Source organism: Pseudoalteromonas espejiana DSM 9414, assembly GCF_002221525.1.
Taxonomy (GTDB): Bacteria; Pseudomonadota; Gammaproteobacteria; order Enterobacterales; family Alteromonadaceae; genus Pseudoalteromonas; species Pseudoalteromonas espejiana.
The window spans coordinates 2461925-2477977 of record NZ_CP011028.1 but is presented as its reverse complement, the minus strand read 5'-3'; the positions used below and the strand labels follow the sequence as shown (position 1 = coordinate 2477977).

At 40.4% G+C, this 16053-nt stretch carries 10 protein-coding genes and 14 tRNA genes; 15 read left to right on the top strand and 9 right to left on the bottom strand.

Annotation, left to right across the window (positions count from 1 at the left end; translation table 11 throughout):
• The first annotated feature begins 55 nt into the window (after window positions 1–55).
• The 6 genes from PESP_RS11275 (at window position 56) to msrB (ending at window position 8086) form a co-directional block, all read left to right on the top strand.
• On the top strand, window positions 56–3454 hold the full coding sequence (locus PESP_RS11275) for a chromosome segregation SMC family protein (protein ID WP_089348108.1): 3399 nt from the start codon (window positions 56–58) through the stop codon (window positions 3452–3454).
• 72 nt (window positions 3455–3526) lie between these two features.
• Window positions 3527–4279: a cell division protein ZipA gene (gene zipA / locus PESP_RS11270; protein ID WP_089348107.1), complete on the top strand. Its 753-nt coding sequence runs from the start codon at window positions 3527–3529 to the stop codon at window positions 4277–4279.
• A gap of 84 nt (window positions 4280–4363) precedes the next feature.
• Window positions 4364–6382, top strand: coding sequence for an NAD-dependent DNA ligase LigA (ligA, locus tag PESP_RS11265; protein WP_089348106.1), 2019 nt, complete (start codon window positions 4364–4366; stop codon window positions 6380–6382).
• Between the two features lie 10 nt (window positions 6383–6392).
• Window positions 6393–6908 carry a DUF2919 domain-containing protein gene (locus PESP_RS11260; protein WP_089348105.1) on the top strand — a complete coding sequence of 172 codons (516 nt, stop codon included), beginning with the start codon at window positions 6393–6395 and terminating at the stop codon, window positions 6906–6908.
• A 3-nt stretch (window positions 6909–6911) separates the two neighbouring features.
• A complete protein-coding gene (locus tag PESP_RS11255) occupies window positions 6912–7352 on the top strand; it encodes a hypothetical protein (RefSeq protein ID WP_089348104.1) in 441 nt (146 codons plus the stop codon).
• A gap of 293 nt (window positions 7353–7645) precedes the next feature.
• Entirely contained in the window at window positions 7646–8086 is a 441-nt protein-coding gene (msrB, locus tag PESP_RS11245; RefSeq protein ID WP_089348103.1) for a peptide-methionine (R)-S-oxide reductase MsrB, read from the top strand.
• A gap of 3 nt (window positions 8087–8089) precedes the next feature.
• On the opposite strand, the gene PESP_RS11240 is transcribed toward msrB, so the two are convergent.
• From PESP_RS11240 to PESP_RS11205, 8 genes are all read right to left on the bottom strand, one after another.
• Window positions 8090–9736 (bottom strand): response regulator, encoded by a 1647-nt coding sequence (locus PESP_RS11240; RefSeq protein ID WP_089349157.1) that lies wholly within the window; start codon window positions 9734–9736, stop codon window positions 8090–8092.
• A gap of 554 nt (window positions 9737–10290) precedes the next feature.
• Window positions 10291–10366 (bottom strand) — tRNA-Val (locus PESP_RS11235).
• A gap of 50 nt (window positions 10367–10416) precedes the next feature.
• Window positions 10417–10492 (bottom strand) — tRNA-Val (locus tag PESP_RS11230).
• Between the two features lie 33 nt (window positions 10493–10525).
• Window positions 10526–10601, bottom strand: a tRNA-Val gene (locus PESP_RS11225).
• 47 nt (window positions 10602–10648) lie between these two features.
• Window positions 10649–10724, bottom strand: a tRNA-Val gene (locus tag PESP_RS11220).
• 36 nt (window positions 10725–10760) lie between these two features.
• Window positions 10761–10836, bottom strand: a tRNA-Val gene (locus PESP_RS11215).
• 160 nt (window positions 10837–10996) lie between these two features.
• Window positions 10997–11072: transfer RNA gene (locus PESP_RS11210), tRNA-Val, on the bottom strand.
• 148 nt (window positions 11073–11220) lie between these two features.
• A tRNA-Val gene (locus PESP_RS11205) sits at window positions 11221–11296 on the bottom strand.
• Between the two features lie 760 nt (window positions 11297–12056).
• Here PESP_RS11205 and PESP_RS11200 point away from each other — a divergent pair.
• The 8 genes from PESP_RS11200 (at window position 12057) to PESP_RS11165 (ending at window position 13852) form a co-directional block, all read left to right on the top strand.
• Window positions 12057–12132: transfer RNA gene (locus PESP_RS11200), tRNA-Ala, on the top strand.
• Window positions 12133–12168: 36 nt separating this feature from the next.
• A tRNA-Glu gene (locus PESP_RS11195) sits at window positions 12169–12244 on the top strand.
• 140 nt (window positions 12245–12384) lie between these two features.
• Window positions 12385–12460 (top strand) — tRNA-Glu (locus tag PESP_RS11190).
• Between the two features lie 84 nt (window positions 12461–12544).
• Window positions 12545–12620, top strand: a tRNA-Glu gene (locus tag PESP_RS11185).
• An 84-nt stretch (window positions 12621–12704) separates the two neighbouring features.
• Window positions 12705–12780, top strand: a tRNA-Glu gene (locus PESP_RS11180).
• An 84-nt stretch (window positions 12781–12864) separates the two neighbouring features.
• Window positions 12865–12940 (top strand) — tRNA-Glu (locus PESP_RS11175).
• Window positions 12941–13024: 84 nt separating this feature from the next.
• Window positions 13025–13100, top strand: a tRNA-Glu gene (locus PESP_RS11170).
• Window positions 13101–13585: 485 nt separating this feature from the next.
• Entirely contained in the window at window positions 13586–13852 is a 267-nt protein-coding gene (locus tag PESP_RS11165) for a DksA/TraR family C4-type zinc finger protein (RefSeq protein ID WP_089348102.1), read from the top strand.
• 85 nt (window positions 13853–13937) lie between these two features.
• Here the strand turns inward: PESP_RS11165 and gloA are convergent, their stop codons facing one another.
• Window positions 13938–14339: a lactoylglutathione lyase gene (gene gloA / locus PESP_RS11160; protein ID WP_089348101.1), complete on the bottom strand. Its 402-nt coding sequence runs from the start codon at window positions 14337–14339 to the stop codon at window positions 13938–13940.
• 801 nt (window positions 14340–15140) lie between these two features.
• Here gloA and PESP_RS11155 point away from each other — a divergent pair.
• On the top strand, window positions 15141–16019 hold the full coding sequence (locus tag PESP_RS11155) for an NAD(P)-dependent oxidoreductase (protein ID WP_089348100.1): 879 nt from the start codon (window positions 15141–15143) through the stop codon (window positions 16017–16019).
• The last annotated feature ends 34 nt before the right edge of the window (window positions 16020–16053 follow it).

Sequence of the window (16053 nt, the reverse complement as noted above, 5' to 3'; positions counted from 1 at the left end):
TTATAAGTTAAATTGTTTGTAACTAATAACAATAATAATCGGTAATAACAATAAGATGCGCTTAAGCACCATTAAATTAGCGGGCTTTAAATCGTTTGTAGAGCCCACTAAAATTCCATTTCCTGATCAAATGACGTGTGTTGTTGGCCCTAATGGCTGCGGCAAATCTAACGTTATTGATGCAGTGCGATGGGTGCTAGGCGAAAGTTCCGCTAAGAATTTGCGTGGCGATGCCATGACCGATGTTATTTTTAATGGTTCAACTAACCGCAAAGCCATTTCGCAAGCCTCTGTAGAGCTTATTTTTGATAACACCCAAGGTGACTTACCCAATACATTTGCCGATCGCAACCAAATAGCTATTAAGCGATTAGTGACTCGCGATGGGCAATCGCTGTACTTTTTAAACGGCAGCAAATGCCGTAAGCGCGATATTACCGATATATTTTTAGGCACAGGCCTTGGGCCGCGTAGTTACGCAATTATAGAGCAGGGGATGATCTCGCGCCTAATTGAGAGTAAACCCCAAGAGCTGCGCGTATTTTTAGAAGAAGCCGCTGGTGTGTCTAAATACAAAGAGCGCCGCCGCGAAACTCAAACTCGAATAAAAAGCACCCGCGAAAACCTAGAGCGCCTGCTCGATGTGCGCAAAGAGCTGCAAACTCAGCTTGATAAACTTGCTGTGCAGTCGGTTGATGCCAAAAAATACCGAGAACTAAAAGCAAAAGAGCGCACTTTAAAAAGCCAAATTGCGGTATTAAAGTGGCAAAAGCTTAACCAGCAACAGCTTGAAAAAAGCGCGCAAATTAAAAAGCTCAATGAGCAAATTACGTTTTTTAAAACGGCACATTCTGGTCATGACGATGTACTTGCAAGCCTTGAGGCGCAAGTAAACGCAGAGCAAGACTCGCTTAACGAAGCGCAGCAGCAACAGCATGCAATGCACACCGAGCTAACCCGGGCAGAGCAACAGCAAATAAACATTAAGCAACAAACACAAACACTTAAGCAAAACCTTATAAAATTAGAACTGCGTCAAACCCAAAGTTTAGAATTAAAAGCTCAGCAGCAAAATGTTTGTGAACAACTAAATAATGCTTTGCAAGAGGCCGCAGAGCATAGCCTAGAGTACAGCGAGCAAGTCAATGAGCTCACACAAACGTTAGCAATCCTAACGGATGAAAAAAACACGCATACAAGCACGTGGCAGGCACTAGATCTCAAGCAGCGCGAGCAAACAATCAAAGTTCAAACTCAGCAAAATAATATTAATCAAACTGAGCAAGCGCTCGAACATATAAATACGCAGCTTAACCAGTTAACTGCGCAAATTAACGAGCTTAAAAATAGCGATTTAGAACAGCAGCTAGCAGAGCAAAAACAGCATAAGCAGGCACTTACGCAAGAGCTTGCCAGTAAGCAAACAGCACAATCTCATTGCAGCGCAGAACTAAATGAACAAACCGATTTAGTTGAGCAGGCAGCGCTTGATTATCAGCAAAACCTGCAAAGCGTTAATGAATTAAAAGCAAGTATTGCAGGGTTAAATAGTAGTTTAGGCCTTGAAGAGCAAGGCGCAAAAAACCAAAGCTTATTTAAACAGTTAGAGGTAAAACCTGGGTATGAGCACTTAGTTGAACAAGCATTACAAACGCTTGATCATTTAAATGTAGCGCAGTCGTCAAGTACCAATAGCGTGTGGAAAAGTGAAAAAAAAGCACCTAAAAGCAGTTTAGCAGCGCTTATAACACGTGGCGTTTACCCTGATTTACTTATGCGTATAGGTTATAGTGAAAACGCCGACTTAACGCTTTTAAATGATGAGTTTTATATTGCGGTTATGGATAAAACTGGCGCAATGCATGCGCGAAATTGGCATGCGAGTGCAAATAAGAGCGCCGAAAACTCTCAGCTTTTAAAATATAAACAATTAAAAGAAAAAACAGCACTGTTACTAAAATCTCAGCAAGTGCTACAAAGCTCAAAGCAGCAATTAAACGAACACAAAGCTTTGCAAACACAATTAACAGCACAGTTAAATACATTTAAAGAAGCTATTCATCAACTTGCACAAAATATTGCCGTTGCTACAACTCGTAGCGAAATGCTTAAAGAGCAAGTGGCAGATTACCTTCTACAGCTAGAAAAGCTTAGCCTGCAACATAAGCAAGTGAGCCTGAAACAGTCAGCATTATTGCAAACGAAGAACGAGCAAACCCAAGTACTTGAATCAGTACAATTGCAGTTACATAATTTAACCGCAGAGCTTGAGGCCGCAAATACATTACGTACGCAAAACGATGCTAAGTGCAGTAACGCAGTAGCCACACTTGAGCAATATAAAACCAAGGCGCACCAAGCGACTTTAAATGAGCAAAAGGCGCAAAGTGAATGGCAATTAAGTCAAACAAAGCTTAATCATGCTGAACAAGAACACGTAAGTGCAAGCGAAGGTGCGCAGGAGTTACTCGAGCAAATAGAAGAGTTATTAATCCCTGAGCTAGAACTAAAAGAGCGAATTGCAGCGCTTTTAGTAAAGCATCAGCAAGGCGAGGCGCGCTTAACCAGCTTACAAGCTAAGCTAAACGATGCAAAGCAAAGCTTAACAACCAAACAAGCTAGCCTTAAAAATTCACAAGGCGAGCTTGTAGGTTTGCAAGAGCAGCATCAAAAATTAAGTATTGAAGAGCAAAGCTTACTGATAAAAGCGGATGCAGCACTCGAACCGCTTGAAGAATTAAGCCAAAGTTTAAAAAGCGTATTAGAAACATTGCCAGAGTCACTTAGCTTAAGTGCTGCGCAAAACCAATTAACAGGATTTTCTAATCAGTTAGAAAAACTAGGAGCGGTTAATTTAGCCGCAATTGACGAATTCGAACAAGCAAAAGAGCGAAGTGATTACCTAGATAATCAGCTAGAAGATTTAACCAAAGCGTTAAATACCCTTGAAGGGGCTATTCGCAAAATAGACTTTGAAACTAAAACGCGCTTTAAGGCAACGTTTGAGCAAGTAAATGATGACTTTGCAGAGCTGTTTCCTAAAGTATTTGGCGGGGGTAGCGCGTATTTAGAATTAACCAGTGACGATTTACTCGAAAGTGGTGTTAGTATAATGGCACGACCGCCAGGTAAGAAAAATTCAACAATTCACCTGTTAAGTGGTGGAGAAAAAGCGCTGACCGCATTATCATTGGTGTTTTCTATATTCAGGCTCAATCCAGCTCCATTCTGTATGCTTGACGAAGTAGATGCACCGCTAGATGATGCCAATGTAGTACGCTTTTGCCGTTTGGTTGAAGAAATGTCACAATCCGTGCAATTTATTTATATTAGTCATAATAAAATTGCCATGGAAATGGCTGGGCGTTTAACGGGTGTTACTATGGCGGAGCCAGGTGTTTCGCGGATGGTTGCTGTAGATATAGAACAAGCAGTGCAACTTGCACACACATAAAAGTATAATTTAAGCGTATTAGTATTTATTAATACACGGATTTAGGCATAACAAATAATAAAAGGTGAGGGGATGGCCGAAGAACTAAGATTGGTTTTAATTGTGATCAGTGTATTTGTCATAGGTGGCTTATTAGTACACGGTTTATGGTCAGTTAGAAAAAAAGACAGCCCAGAGGTAGCACCTACTGAGCGGGTTGAACCAATGCAAGATACACCTTCGCATACACCAGTTGAACCTAAAGAGCCGGTTGTTACCCAGCGTGATGAACCGCAATTTGGTGAGCTTAATTTTGATGCTAGTGAGCCGCAAATAGATACAAGCGTGCCAGAAATACCTATTGAAGATGACCTTCAAGTAGTACAAGAGCCAGAGCAAGAAGAACCAGAGGCTGAAAAAGACACACCAGCTGATGTATCAGACTTTGTTATTGTACATATACAAATGCCAGAAGGGCTAAGTATGCAAGGCAGTAAATTATTACCGGCGGTTAATACGCTTGGTTTTAAATACTCAGAAGAAGGCTTTTTTAATCGTCATATTGACCCTGCAGGCCAAGGCCCAGTGTTATTTAGATTAGTAAATATGTATAACCCAGGTACGTTCGATATTGATAATATGGAACAATTTAGTACCGCAGGGGTTAGCTTATTTATGACTTTACCATGTGAAGGCGATGGCTTAGCTGCCTTTAACATGTTGCACAGCGCCGCTAAAAAAATTGCGGATGAGTTTGGTGCACAAATTTTAGATGCAGAGCGCGAAGAAATGACCGTTGACCGTGTTCGCCAATATGTTGAACAGGTACGTGCGTTTTCTGCGTAAATAACCGTAAAGGTATAGCGTACATATTATTTTTATTAAGCCACTTAACTTAAAGTGGCTTTTTTTATGTTTTTTGAGGTTTAAATGTCTAGCAGCATTAGTGAGCAAATTAATCATCTTCGTAGTACTTTAGAGCAGCACAACTATAACTATTATGTGCTTGATACACCCAGTATTCCTGATGCAGAATACGACCGATTATTACGCGAACTAAGCGCCCTTGAGATAGAAAATCCAGAATTTTTAACACCCGATTCGCCAACACAAAAAGTAGGTGGGGCAGCACTGAGTAAATTTGAGCAGGTGGCGCACCAAGTACCCATGCTCTCGCTTGATAATGCCTTTAGCGAAGATGAGTTTAGTGCATTTAATCGTCGTATAAAAGAGCGCTTAATGAGTACCGGTGAACTTACTTTTTGCTGTGAGCCAAAACTCGATGGCTTAGCGGTATCTATTATTTACCGTGATGGCGTTTTAGTACAAGCAGCAACACGAGGGGATGGATTTACCGGTGAAAACATTACCCAAAACGTAAAAACAATTCGTAATGTGCCATTAAAGCTGCGCGGTGATTACCCTGCAGAGCTTGAAGTGCGTGGCGAAGTCTTTATGGATAGTGCAGGGTTTGATAAGTTAAACGCCGAAGCACAAAAACGCGGCGAAAAAGTATTTGTAAACCCACGTAATGCGGCAGCTGGAAGTTTGCGTCAGCTTGATTCGAAAATTACCGCTAAACGCCCGCTGATGTTTTATGCATACAGCACAGGTTTGGTTGCCGATGGCAGCATTCCTGAGGATCATTACCAGCAATTAGCTAAATTAACCGATTGGGGATTACCCCTTTGCCCAGAAACTAAATTGGTAGAAGGCACTCAAGCCGCACTTGAATATTACAGCGATATACTAACGCGCCGTGGCGAGCTTAAATATGAAATTGATGGCGTAGTAATAAAAATAAATGAAAAAGCCTTACAAGAGCGTTTAGGGTTCGTTGCGCGTGCTCCACGTTGGGCTATTGCGTATAAATTTCCGGCGCAAGAAGAAGTAACTCAATTACTCGATGTAGAGTTTCAAGTTGGCCGAACAGGCGCAATAACACCGGTTGCTCGCTTAGAGCCCGTATTTGTTGGCGGTGTTACGGTATCAAATGCGACACTTCATAATGGTGATGAAATTGCTCGTTTAGGTGTAAAAGTAGGTGATACTGTTATTATTCGCCGTGCTGGCGACGTAATTCCACAAATTACACAAGTGGTGCTTGAGCGCCGCCCTGATGATGCCCGCGATATTGAGTTTCCTAAAACGTGTCCAATTTGTGACTCCCACGTAGAAAAGGTGGAAGGTGAAGCTGTCGCCCGTTGTACTGGCGGCCTTGTATGCCCGGCGCAGCGCAAACAGGCTATTAAGCACTTTGCCTCACGCAAAGCGCTAGATGTTGACGGCCTAGGCGATAAAATAGTTGACCAATTAGTCGATAGAGAGCTGGTTAAAACGCCTGCAGATTTGTTTATTTTAAAACAAGGCCATTTTGAATCACTTGAGCGTATGGGGCCTAAATCGGCTAAAAATTTAGTGGCTGCACTTGAAGATGCAAAGGCCACCACGCTTGCTAAATTTTTGTACTCTTTAGGCATTAGGGAAGTAGGCGAAGCCACAGCGCAAAACTTAGCGAATCACTTTTTAACCCTTGAAGAAGTTACAAATGCTAGCATAGATAGCTTAACGCAAGTAAGTGATGTAGGCGCTATTGTAGCGACTCACGTTCGCGGCTTTTTTGATGAGCAGCACAATGTTGATGTTGTAAATGCGTTAATAGAACAAGGGGTTAATTGGCCTGCGCTTAGTGCTCCCTCAGAAGATGAACAGCCATTAGCTGGGCTTACCTATGTACTTACAGGTACATTAAACACATTAAATCGTAATGATGCTAAAGCGCGCTTACAGCAATTAGGTGCAAAGGTAGCGGGCAGTGTATCCGCTAAAACCGATGCGTTAGTAGCAGGAGAAAAAGCAGGCTCTAAACTTACTAAAGCACAAGACCTAGGCATTGAAATATTAACCGAAGAAGACTTAATTGCTTTGTTCGATAAATATAACGCTTAGGGTAGCCACTATGAGTCGATACGGGCCAGAGTACTGGGACAAATACGGAAGCTACCGTACGCCTATTGCATTTCATTTAAGTATATTAGTGTTGCTGCGCTCATATTTTATTTGGGTAATTGCAGCACTAAGTCGCAGGCCTGAACTTGATTTAATGTCGTTATTTTTTAAATCAAAAAACGACTTTTTTGTTGCCATTACGATAGGTGCAATTGCAATTGTACCTACGTTCTTATTTTGTTTAAGGCGGCCTCGCGATTCACACAAGCAAAGTGAACGATTAGCAAAACTCTGGCGTTATATGCGCTGGCCGTTAATACTGTGCGCATTAATTGATTTAAGTTGGTTAACTATTCAGGCCGCACATAGTCATTATCGGTTTTCACTGTTTTTAGCTGTGCAAATGGTTATTGTGCTTTGGGTGCTGTGGTATTTGGCTAAGAGTCGGTATTTAACCGTGTTTTTTAACGATTGGCCTGAACCTACCGAAAAAGCCGGTGATAAAAAGCCACTTAATAAAGGATAGTTAATGGACGCCATTAATAAAAAAATAGCGATTGTGGTCACGCTTATAGGGCTAATACTCTGTGCATTAGCATTGAGCGGTGTGTTAACTGATCACATTTGGTTTAAAGCCGTATTAGGGGTATGGTTTTTTGTTTTTTGTTCGTGTTGTTATAGGCTTACGCCAATGTTTAAGCAACGTAATACGCTTGATAATTTTATTCAGCGTGACCCTCAACATTTAATGCTATTTAGTTTAGCAGGCTTTTTTGATAAAAAGTTTGGTCCGCAATGGCTTGTAATTGGCAGTATTGAACATATAGAAAGTAAAGATGATGAGCTTATTATTCACAGTAATAACGAGCGCCAATTTAGCGTAAGTTTACCCGCACAAAAAAATGATATTGAAACCTACATGAAGCGCATACTTTCAGAGCAAGAAAAGCAAACAATTCGCTTTAGTTAGGGTCTGTTGAACTTTGTGGATTAAAGTTTGTTCAACTAGGGGCTGTTTAATCGCGGCGCGAGGTTTGTAACCTAGTGGGCTAAGTAAAAACTGAGCAACAAAGAGTAAATAGCCCCTAGGAAGAACCCGGTGGGCAGCGCCTGTTTGGCCTTAATGCTACGTTATCGCCCAATTATGGGGAATAACCACACTGCATAGGCTCTGCCTTGCCTAAATACCAAACAGACTGCTGTAAATTTAACCTTAAAAGATCAACAGACCCTAATCACTTATTAATACCGAAGGAGGCTATTATGCTCACTTGGAATGATGTTATAAATTTTGCCAACAATGGCAACCCTACGCCTAGCGAAAAGGTTGTAAAAACAGATGCGCAATGGCAAGCAATGCTAACTGATGAGCAGTATTACGTTACACGTAATAAAGGCACTGAGCGCCCTCACAGTTCATCAAGCTGTACGCTTTTAGAGCCAGGTAAATATGCGTGTGTGTGTTGCAATAACTTATTGTTTGACGCTGATGAGAAGTTTGATAGTGGTACCGGCTGGCCTTCATTTACACAGCCTGCAACAATAGAAGCCATTGGCTATGTGAATGACTCAAGCCATGGTATGCAGCGTGTTGAAGTGGTGTGTAATGTGTGTGATGCGCATTTAGGGCATATTTTTCCTGATGGGCCAGCACCTACTGGGCTACGTTATTGTGTAAATGCGGCTGCAATGAAAAAGTTATAAAATTTATTTATCAGGGCTTTGAATATCGAGCTTTAATTCTTTAGCCATATATAAAAGCTTATCTAAGCGCTGAGATTGATCAGGCTGTAGTGACGATTTACTCAAAAGGGCGTAGCATTTTTTAGCAATTACCATGTTAAAAGTGCCGCCCTTTTGTTTGCTTGAATCAAATAAACACTGTAACAAATTAAGTGCAATGCTTGGGTTTCGCGGCATCACTCTAAATGCTTGCGTAAACGCCTCCAAGGCAGTGTTAAGTTGGCCTTTATTAAACTGGGTAACTGCATGGTTATTAAGCTCTTTTGGGCCCATTTTAATATCACGACGTTCAATTTGTTGTTGTTGAATATAACGCAGGTATGTGGTGTCGCTCATATTAGGGTGGCGCTCACAGTGGCTTATTATTTGGCTAAAAAGTGCCTGGGCTTTTTGATGAAAGCCTAATTCATGAAACGCTTTTGCTTTATCGAGTGCGCCATCAACTGAGCGGATTAACGCATCGTCATCATCTAATTGTTCTATTAAGCGCTTTGCTTTTTGGTGTTCATCTTTTAAATAATGTAATCGAGCATTAAGCACATCAATTTGTGATTGGTTAGCATTATTTGGAAACTGTAACTTTAAATCATTAATATATTTATTAGTTTGACGAGAAATACGCTGTATTTGATCTGTCTGATCGGTTGTTAGTGCAAAGTCGATACCGGCTCGAGCAGCGTTTAGGTATATGTCTGGACTGTCGTGAATAGAATGGCGCGCGTAGCTGGCTATTTCTTTTTGCGTTAAATAACTTTTTTCGTAATCGTGATTGATTAACGACACATTACTTAATGATTTTTGCCTTTGTATATTGCGCGGCGCAATATCTACCGCTTGGCTCAAAAAGTCCTGTGCGAGTTCAAATTGATTTAGTTTTATCTCCAAGCGCCCGAGCAAATCTAGCGCCACTAACCTAGTTTCGTGGCGTTCTAGCATGGTTTTTAACATGCGCTGCGCGAGTATATGCTCGTTATTTGCAATTAAAGCCTCAACTAAACCAACCTTTGCCCACGCAAATTTTTGTATATCGAGAACCGATGTGAAAAAGTCTTTTGCTTCTTCACTGCGATTAAGCCTTAGTAAGGCATCTCCTTTTAGGCGAAGTAGGATAGGGCTGTATATGTTGTTTTTTTTATTCAGTGCAGCATCTATTATTTTTATGGCCTTTGAGTCGTTGCCATCATCTATAAGCGTATAAATGCTCTGTAGCTCATTTTTACGTTTTAAAATTCGTTCTATGCGTGTTTTTAGTTCTTGTACTGTAAATGGCTTGACTAAAAAGTCGTCTGGCTGAAGCTCTAAAACACTGTGTACAAGCGCGCCACTGGTTTCAGCGGAAATAAAAATAAATGCGGTGGAGTTTTTTATAAGCTGCTTAACACGCAGCTCTTCATAAAGTTGGTAGCCATCTTGATGCTTGCTTAAATTAAACGAGCAAACAATTAAGTCAAATTGCTCAGCTAAGCATTGTTCTTTTGCCGAAATTGCATGATCGGCAAAGTGCAATTGCCGAAAGCCAAGCCTTTCCAGCGACTGTTTCATATAGCTTTGAGCTAGTGGTTGCTCTTCAACTATCAGTATTTTGGCTTTTGCATAGATCTTAGTGGGCATTGGCTTAAACGTTATTAGATTTAACACAGACTATAATCAACAGTTTAGTTGCTTACAAGGGAATTTAACTATTAGCCGAGGTTATTAGAAGATTAATTTATATTCATACATTTAGCTGGCTATGAACTATTAGGGCATGAGTATTTTAAACAGTAAGGTTTAAAAGATATTAAACAAAATTACTTAATAAATGATATTTATTTTTAAGGGATTTAAATTAGGTGTTCTGAAGTGTTTATATGTGGTGGGTGATGACTTGGCATGATGCCAGTAACCCGCGCCATTATTTGTAAAGGGCGGCGATGCTTTATAATAAACAGTAAGAATGAGTAAGGTGGTTTATATGTGGTAGGTGATGACTTGGCATGATGCCGGTAACCCGCGCCATTATTCGTAAAGGGCGGCGATGCTTTATAATAAACAGTAAGAATGAGTAAGGTGGTTTATATGTGGTGGGTGATGACTTGGCATGATGCCGGTAACTCGCGCCATTATTTGTAAAGGACGGCGATGCTTTATAATAAACAGAAAGAATGAGTAAGGTGGTTTATATGTGGTGGGTGATACTGGACTTGAACCAGTGACCCTCGCCTTGTAAGGGCGATGCTCTCCCAACTGAGCTAATCACCCACATATAATAGGTATGACTTTTATTAAAGACTTATAAATTAAATATAATTTGGTGGGTGATACTGGACTTGAACCAGTGACCCTCGCCTTGTAAGGGCGATGCTCTCCCAACTGAGCTAATCACCCAAATTATATATTTAATATGCACCATTCTAAGAATGGTGGGTCGTACTGGACTTGAACCAGTGACCCTCGCCTTGTAAGGGCGATGCTCTCCCAACTGAGCTAACGACCCATATTAAATTTTACAAGCAACTATTAACATAATAATAGGTTTATATGTGGTGGGTGATACTGGACTTGAACCAGTGACCCTCGCCTTGTAAGGGCGATGCTCTCCCAACTGAGCTAATCACCCACATATAAATTTTTGTAATATGCACCATTCTAAGAATGGTGGGTCGTACTGGACTTGAACCAGTGACCCTCGCCTTGTAAGGGCGATGCTCTCCCAACTGAGCTAACGACCCATATTACATACTATTATCTGTATAGATAGTACTGGACTTTAACCAGTGAACTTCGCCATCTTTTATAAAAAGCGGTGATGCTCTCTTTTCTTGTAACTGAGCTAACGACCCATATTACAATTTTAAAACGTGACCATTAATACAATAGTAAGCTTATATGTGGTGGGTGATACTGGACTTGAACCAGTGACCCTCGCCTTGTAAGGGCGATGCTCTCCCAACTGAGCTAATCACCCACATATAAATTAAAACGCTACTATTAAATAAATAGTACTGGATTTTAACCAGTGAACTTTGCCGTTACTTGGTGGTAGCGGTAATGCTCTTTTTTCTAATAGAACTAAATGCCCATATAGAATTTAGATGTGAATCACTTTTAAAAAGTGGTGGGTGATACTGGACTTGAACCAGTGACCCTCGCCTTGTAAGGGCGATGCTCTCCCAACTGAGCTAATCACCCACATCTAAACAACTTCACATTGCTGCGTTGTTGTGGGGCGCTATTATAGATAGAGTTGGAAATGTGTCAACACTTGAATGATAAAAATGTGCTGAATGAAGGTTTTATAAACAACGGCATAAGAGGGGCGTCTATTTTATCGGCAATTTTAATAGTAATGCTTAAATAAGCATCGATAAGGTATTGCTAGGATGTGGCGTTCATTAAATTTAGAAGCCCGCTTAGTGTAGGTAGTAAGGTTTATTCTGTCATACCTATAGTTAACCAACACAATTCAGCAAGCTTTAGGTTAGGGCCGAACATAAAAAGTATCGTAACTAGTAAATTGATATAAGGAGTACTGTTACCTCAAAACATAACTATTAAATTAGTTTTAAAATTAACTTAAAAACAGTCTGTGAAATAAACCGGTAATTCCTATGCTATAAGCGTAATGTGGGTGGGCGCTATTTAAATTAAATTACTTAAACTTAATTTGCATATAAATGTATACCTTTTAATTGCATTGCTGCACTGTGCATAAATAAGAAGGGGAGGGTTTTAATATAGACTTTGAGATTACGGTGTTATTATAGGCGGTATGCAAGGAATTAAGTCTAAATTGTATTTTTTAGCATGCTTGGTAGCCAGTTTGTTGAAAATTAAACCATTTAAATAAAGTGGCATAAAAAACTGTTGACTTTATTTTGGGTGGTGCATAGAATGCGCCCCGCACTCAGCGATACACGACGTCTTAATCACGTTATGTATTAAATGGTTTGGGGCTATAGCTCAGCTGGGAGAGCGCTTCGCTGGCAGCGAAGAGGTCTGCGGTTCGATCCCGCATAGCTCCACCAAAACTTTGTGCATGTCCTAGGGTAGCAGTTTTCTGCGTCCCCATCGTCTAGAGGCCTAGGACACCGCCCTTTCACGGCGGTAACAGGGGTTCGAATCCCCTTGGGGACGCCATCTAGTTTATACTAGAGGTGGTTATACCAAGAGAATAGCGTAACACTTAAAGCTCGAGTCTTTACTTGTAAAATACGCATTACCTTAGCAGCTCATGATATGAGTTAAACTTATCAAATGTCCTAGTGACACTTTTTAGTGTCCCCATCGTCTAGAGGCCTAGGACACCGCCCTTTCACGGCGGTAACAGGGGTTCGAATCCCCTTGGGGACGCCACTTACTATTTTTAGTAGGGTAGTGTTATTAAAGCTCGTCTGAATCGAGTTTAAACTTTCAGTTGTCCTAGTGACACTTTTTAGTGTCCCCATCGTCTAGAGGCCTAGGACACCGCCCTTTCACGGCGGTAACAGGGGTTCGAATCCCCTTGGGGACGCCACTTACTATTTTTAGTAGGGTAGTGTTATTAAAGCTCGTCTGAATCGAGTTTAAACTTTCAGTTGTCCTAGTGACACTTTTTAGTGTCCCCATCGTCTAGAGGCCTAGGACACCGCCCTTTCACGGCGGTAACAGGGGTTCGAATCCCCTTGGGGACGCCACTTACTATTTTTAGTAGGGTAGTGTTATTAAAGCTCGTCTGAATCGAGTTTAAACTTTCAGTTGTCCTAGTGACACTTTTTAGTGTCCCCATCGTCTAGAGGCCTAGGACACCGCCCTTTCACGGCGGTAACAGGGGTTCGAATCCCCTTGGGGACGCCACTTACTATTTTTAGTAGGGTAGTGTTATTAAAGCTCGTCTGAATCGAGTTTAAACTTTCAGTTGTCCTAGTGACACTTTTTAGTGTCCCCATCGTCTAGAGGCCTAGGACACCGCCCTTTCACGGCGGTAACAGGGGTTCGAATCCCCTTGGGGACGCCATCTACTATGTTAAGTATTGTATAAAGTAGTGCAACACAGCACTCTCAATACACAACGTTGTCATGAGCACTAATCTTTTGTGTACGCCATACTCTTAACTCGCACTAGTTAAGTTTTAAACTCTCCATTTTTATCTTTCATATTAATATTTTACTATTCTTATATATCTTTTAAAAAATCTATCCCACTTAATTTACTTTTAAATTTATTCAGCACTAATAAAGCATTCTATTGTTAGCATAAAACCAACTTCTTATACCAATTCGCTCAATTACGTAATCTATTTTGAGGCTGGAAAAACGTGTTGATAGCTAGGCAAAAAATTCGCTATTTAGTTGTTCTCGGCTATTGCTCCTGCATTGTTCTACCTTCTGTATCCATGCAGTAGTAAATGAGAGTTTTTTAACTGAGGTAGCGACACATTTAGCCCCTAAAAATGATTAAGTAATATTGCGGATTGGTATTACTACTTTTAGGAGATAATTATGGCTAGTGGTTGGGCGCGTGATGGCGCAATCCAGGATCAAATCGATGCGAGTGTTAATGATGCCGTGCAATACGCAAGGCAAAACTTAATTTCTGGTGCAAGTGCAGAGTATTGCGATGAATGTGATTGTGAGATCCCGCAGGCTCGCAGGTTGGCATTACCAGGTGTTAGGTATTGTGTAGCGTGCCAAAGTGAGCTTGAGTCTCAGGGTAAAAAACTAAATGCAGTTAATCGCCGTGCGAGTAAAGATAGCCAATTACGATGAAAGGTGCTCAAAGGCACCTTTTATGTAAAATATATACATTCAATGATACTTACCATTTAAGTGCTATAACAGGGCTTAAAATGCATTAAAACTCACTCATTTTTTCTTTTTTCTGAATAAGCTCAATAGCATAACCGTCAGGGTCTTTCACAAAGGCTATTTCAGTAGTGCCTCCTTTTACAGGGCCGGGCTCGCGGCTAACATTACCACCGGCAGCTTTTATGTCCTCACATGCTTTATAAATATCGTCAAATTCAATAGCTATATGGCCGTATGCATTACCATGGTCGTAGCTGTCTTGATCCCAATTATAAGTAAGTTCTAATACCGTATTATTTTCTTCCTCACCATAACCAACAAAAGCCAATGTATAGCGGTAATCTTCGTTATCTGAGCGACGCAGCTCTTTCATTCCCAAAACTTCTGTATAAAAAGAAAGTGATTTTTCTAAGTCGGCTACACGCAACATTGTGTGTAATAAACGCATTTTTGGCTACCTTAATTAATTATAAATTTAGTAATTGAGATGCATATGGACTGTTTATCGTTAAATTTTTAAACAGGCCATCAGCTGTCAGCTAGTTGCACTTTATAAGGGGTTATATTTATCACTAGTAAATGTGGGCGTTGTCAGGTGTTTACAAGCTTTAAAGTATTTCAATCTTTTGTTGGGCGGTATAAAACCAGCAATAGGCTCAAGTGAACAAATTTTTACTACTGCTAACTACATCACGGTTTAAAAATTGGCTATACATTATGTGCGCCTAGTAATGTACGTGTGTATTTTTTAAATAACATTGAAGTATTGGTCAACCTATTATCACAAAGTGTATAACCAAGTAAGTTAAAACGAGTTGTAATTTATTTCTTTTTGATTTTTGGTTTAAATTACTGATTTATAATGTTTATTTTAAATTTAAGCTTGGGGTTGTAAATGAGCTTGGTTTACAAGGTTAACTTATTGGTTGACAAAAAACGACTATGGTAATACAGTTTTTACATACCAATTGGTAAGCTACTTGGTTTTAGCTTACTTAAGGTATTAATAAATAATCAAAGTAATGCTAAATAACGCGTATTAAATACATAACCAGTTAATAAATAGTGAGTAATTTAAGCGCAACCTTAAATTACTTAAAGGGTAACAACACAGCTGGTTATCTATTCAAACGGACTGATTAGGGTTTCTTTACCAAATTTGAAAATAAACGACACAGCGTACCTATTTATGGGGTAAATCATTACTCGTACTCATAAAAGCACGCGCCATCATATTTAGGAGTTATTCATGTCAAAACCAGTAATCGGTTTTATCGGCCTAGGCTTAATGGGCGGCAATATGGCCGAAAATTTACAGAACAAAGGCTATGAGCTTATTGTTATGGATTTAAACAAAGATGCTGTTGCTGCATGTGTCAGCCGTGGCGCAAAAACAGCAAGCACAGCAAAAGAGCTAGCTGAGGGTGCCGACATTGTTATGTTTTGTCTTACGACCTCTGCCGTTGTTGAGAAAATTGTATACGCAGAAGATGGCATTTTAGCGGGTATTAAAGAAGGTGCTGTTTTAGTTGATTTTGGTACATCAATTCCATCGTCTACTAAAAAAATTGGTGCAGACTTAGCTGCTAAAGGCGCAGGTATGATTGACGCACCGCTTGGCCGTACTCCAGCACACGCTAAAGATGGTTTACTTAACATTATGGCAGCAGGCGACATTGATACATTTAATAAAGTTAAGCCAGTACTTGAAGATCAAGGCGAAAATGTATTCCACCTGGGTGAACTAGGAGCAGGCCATACAACTAAGTTAATTAATAACTTTATGGGTATGACCACAGTATGTGCAATGTCTCAGGCCTTTGCAGTTGCTGACAAAGCAGGTGTTGATCGTCAACAGTTATTCGACATTATGTCTACTGGCCCATCTAACTCGCCATTTATGCAATTTTGTAAAAACTACGCGGTAGATAATGTAAGCGACCTTGGTTTTTCAATTGCTAATGCAAACAAAGATTTAGGTTACTTTTTGCAAATGGTTTCTGACCTTGGCACTGAGTCTAAAATAGCTGAAGGTTCATCTGCTAACTTACAAGCTGCATTTGATGCGGGTATGGGGCAGGGCAACGTACCTGAGATTTTTGATTACTTTAAATCTCTAGAAAAGTAACACCGACAACAACATTTGGTGCTTTAACAACGTT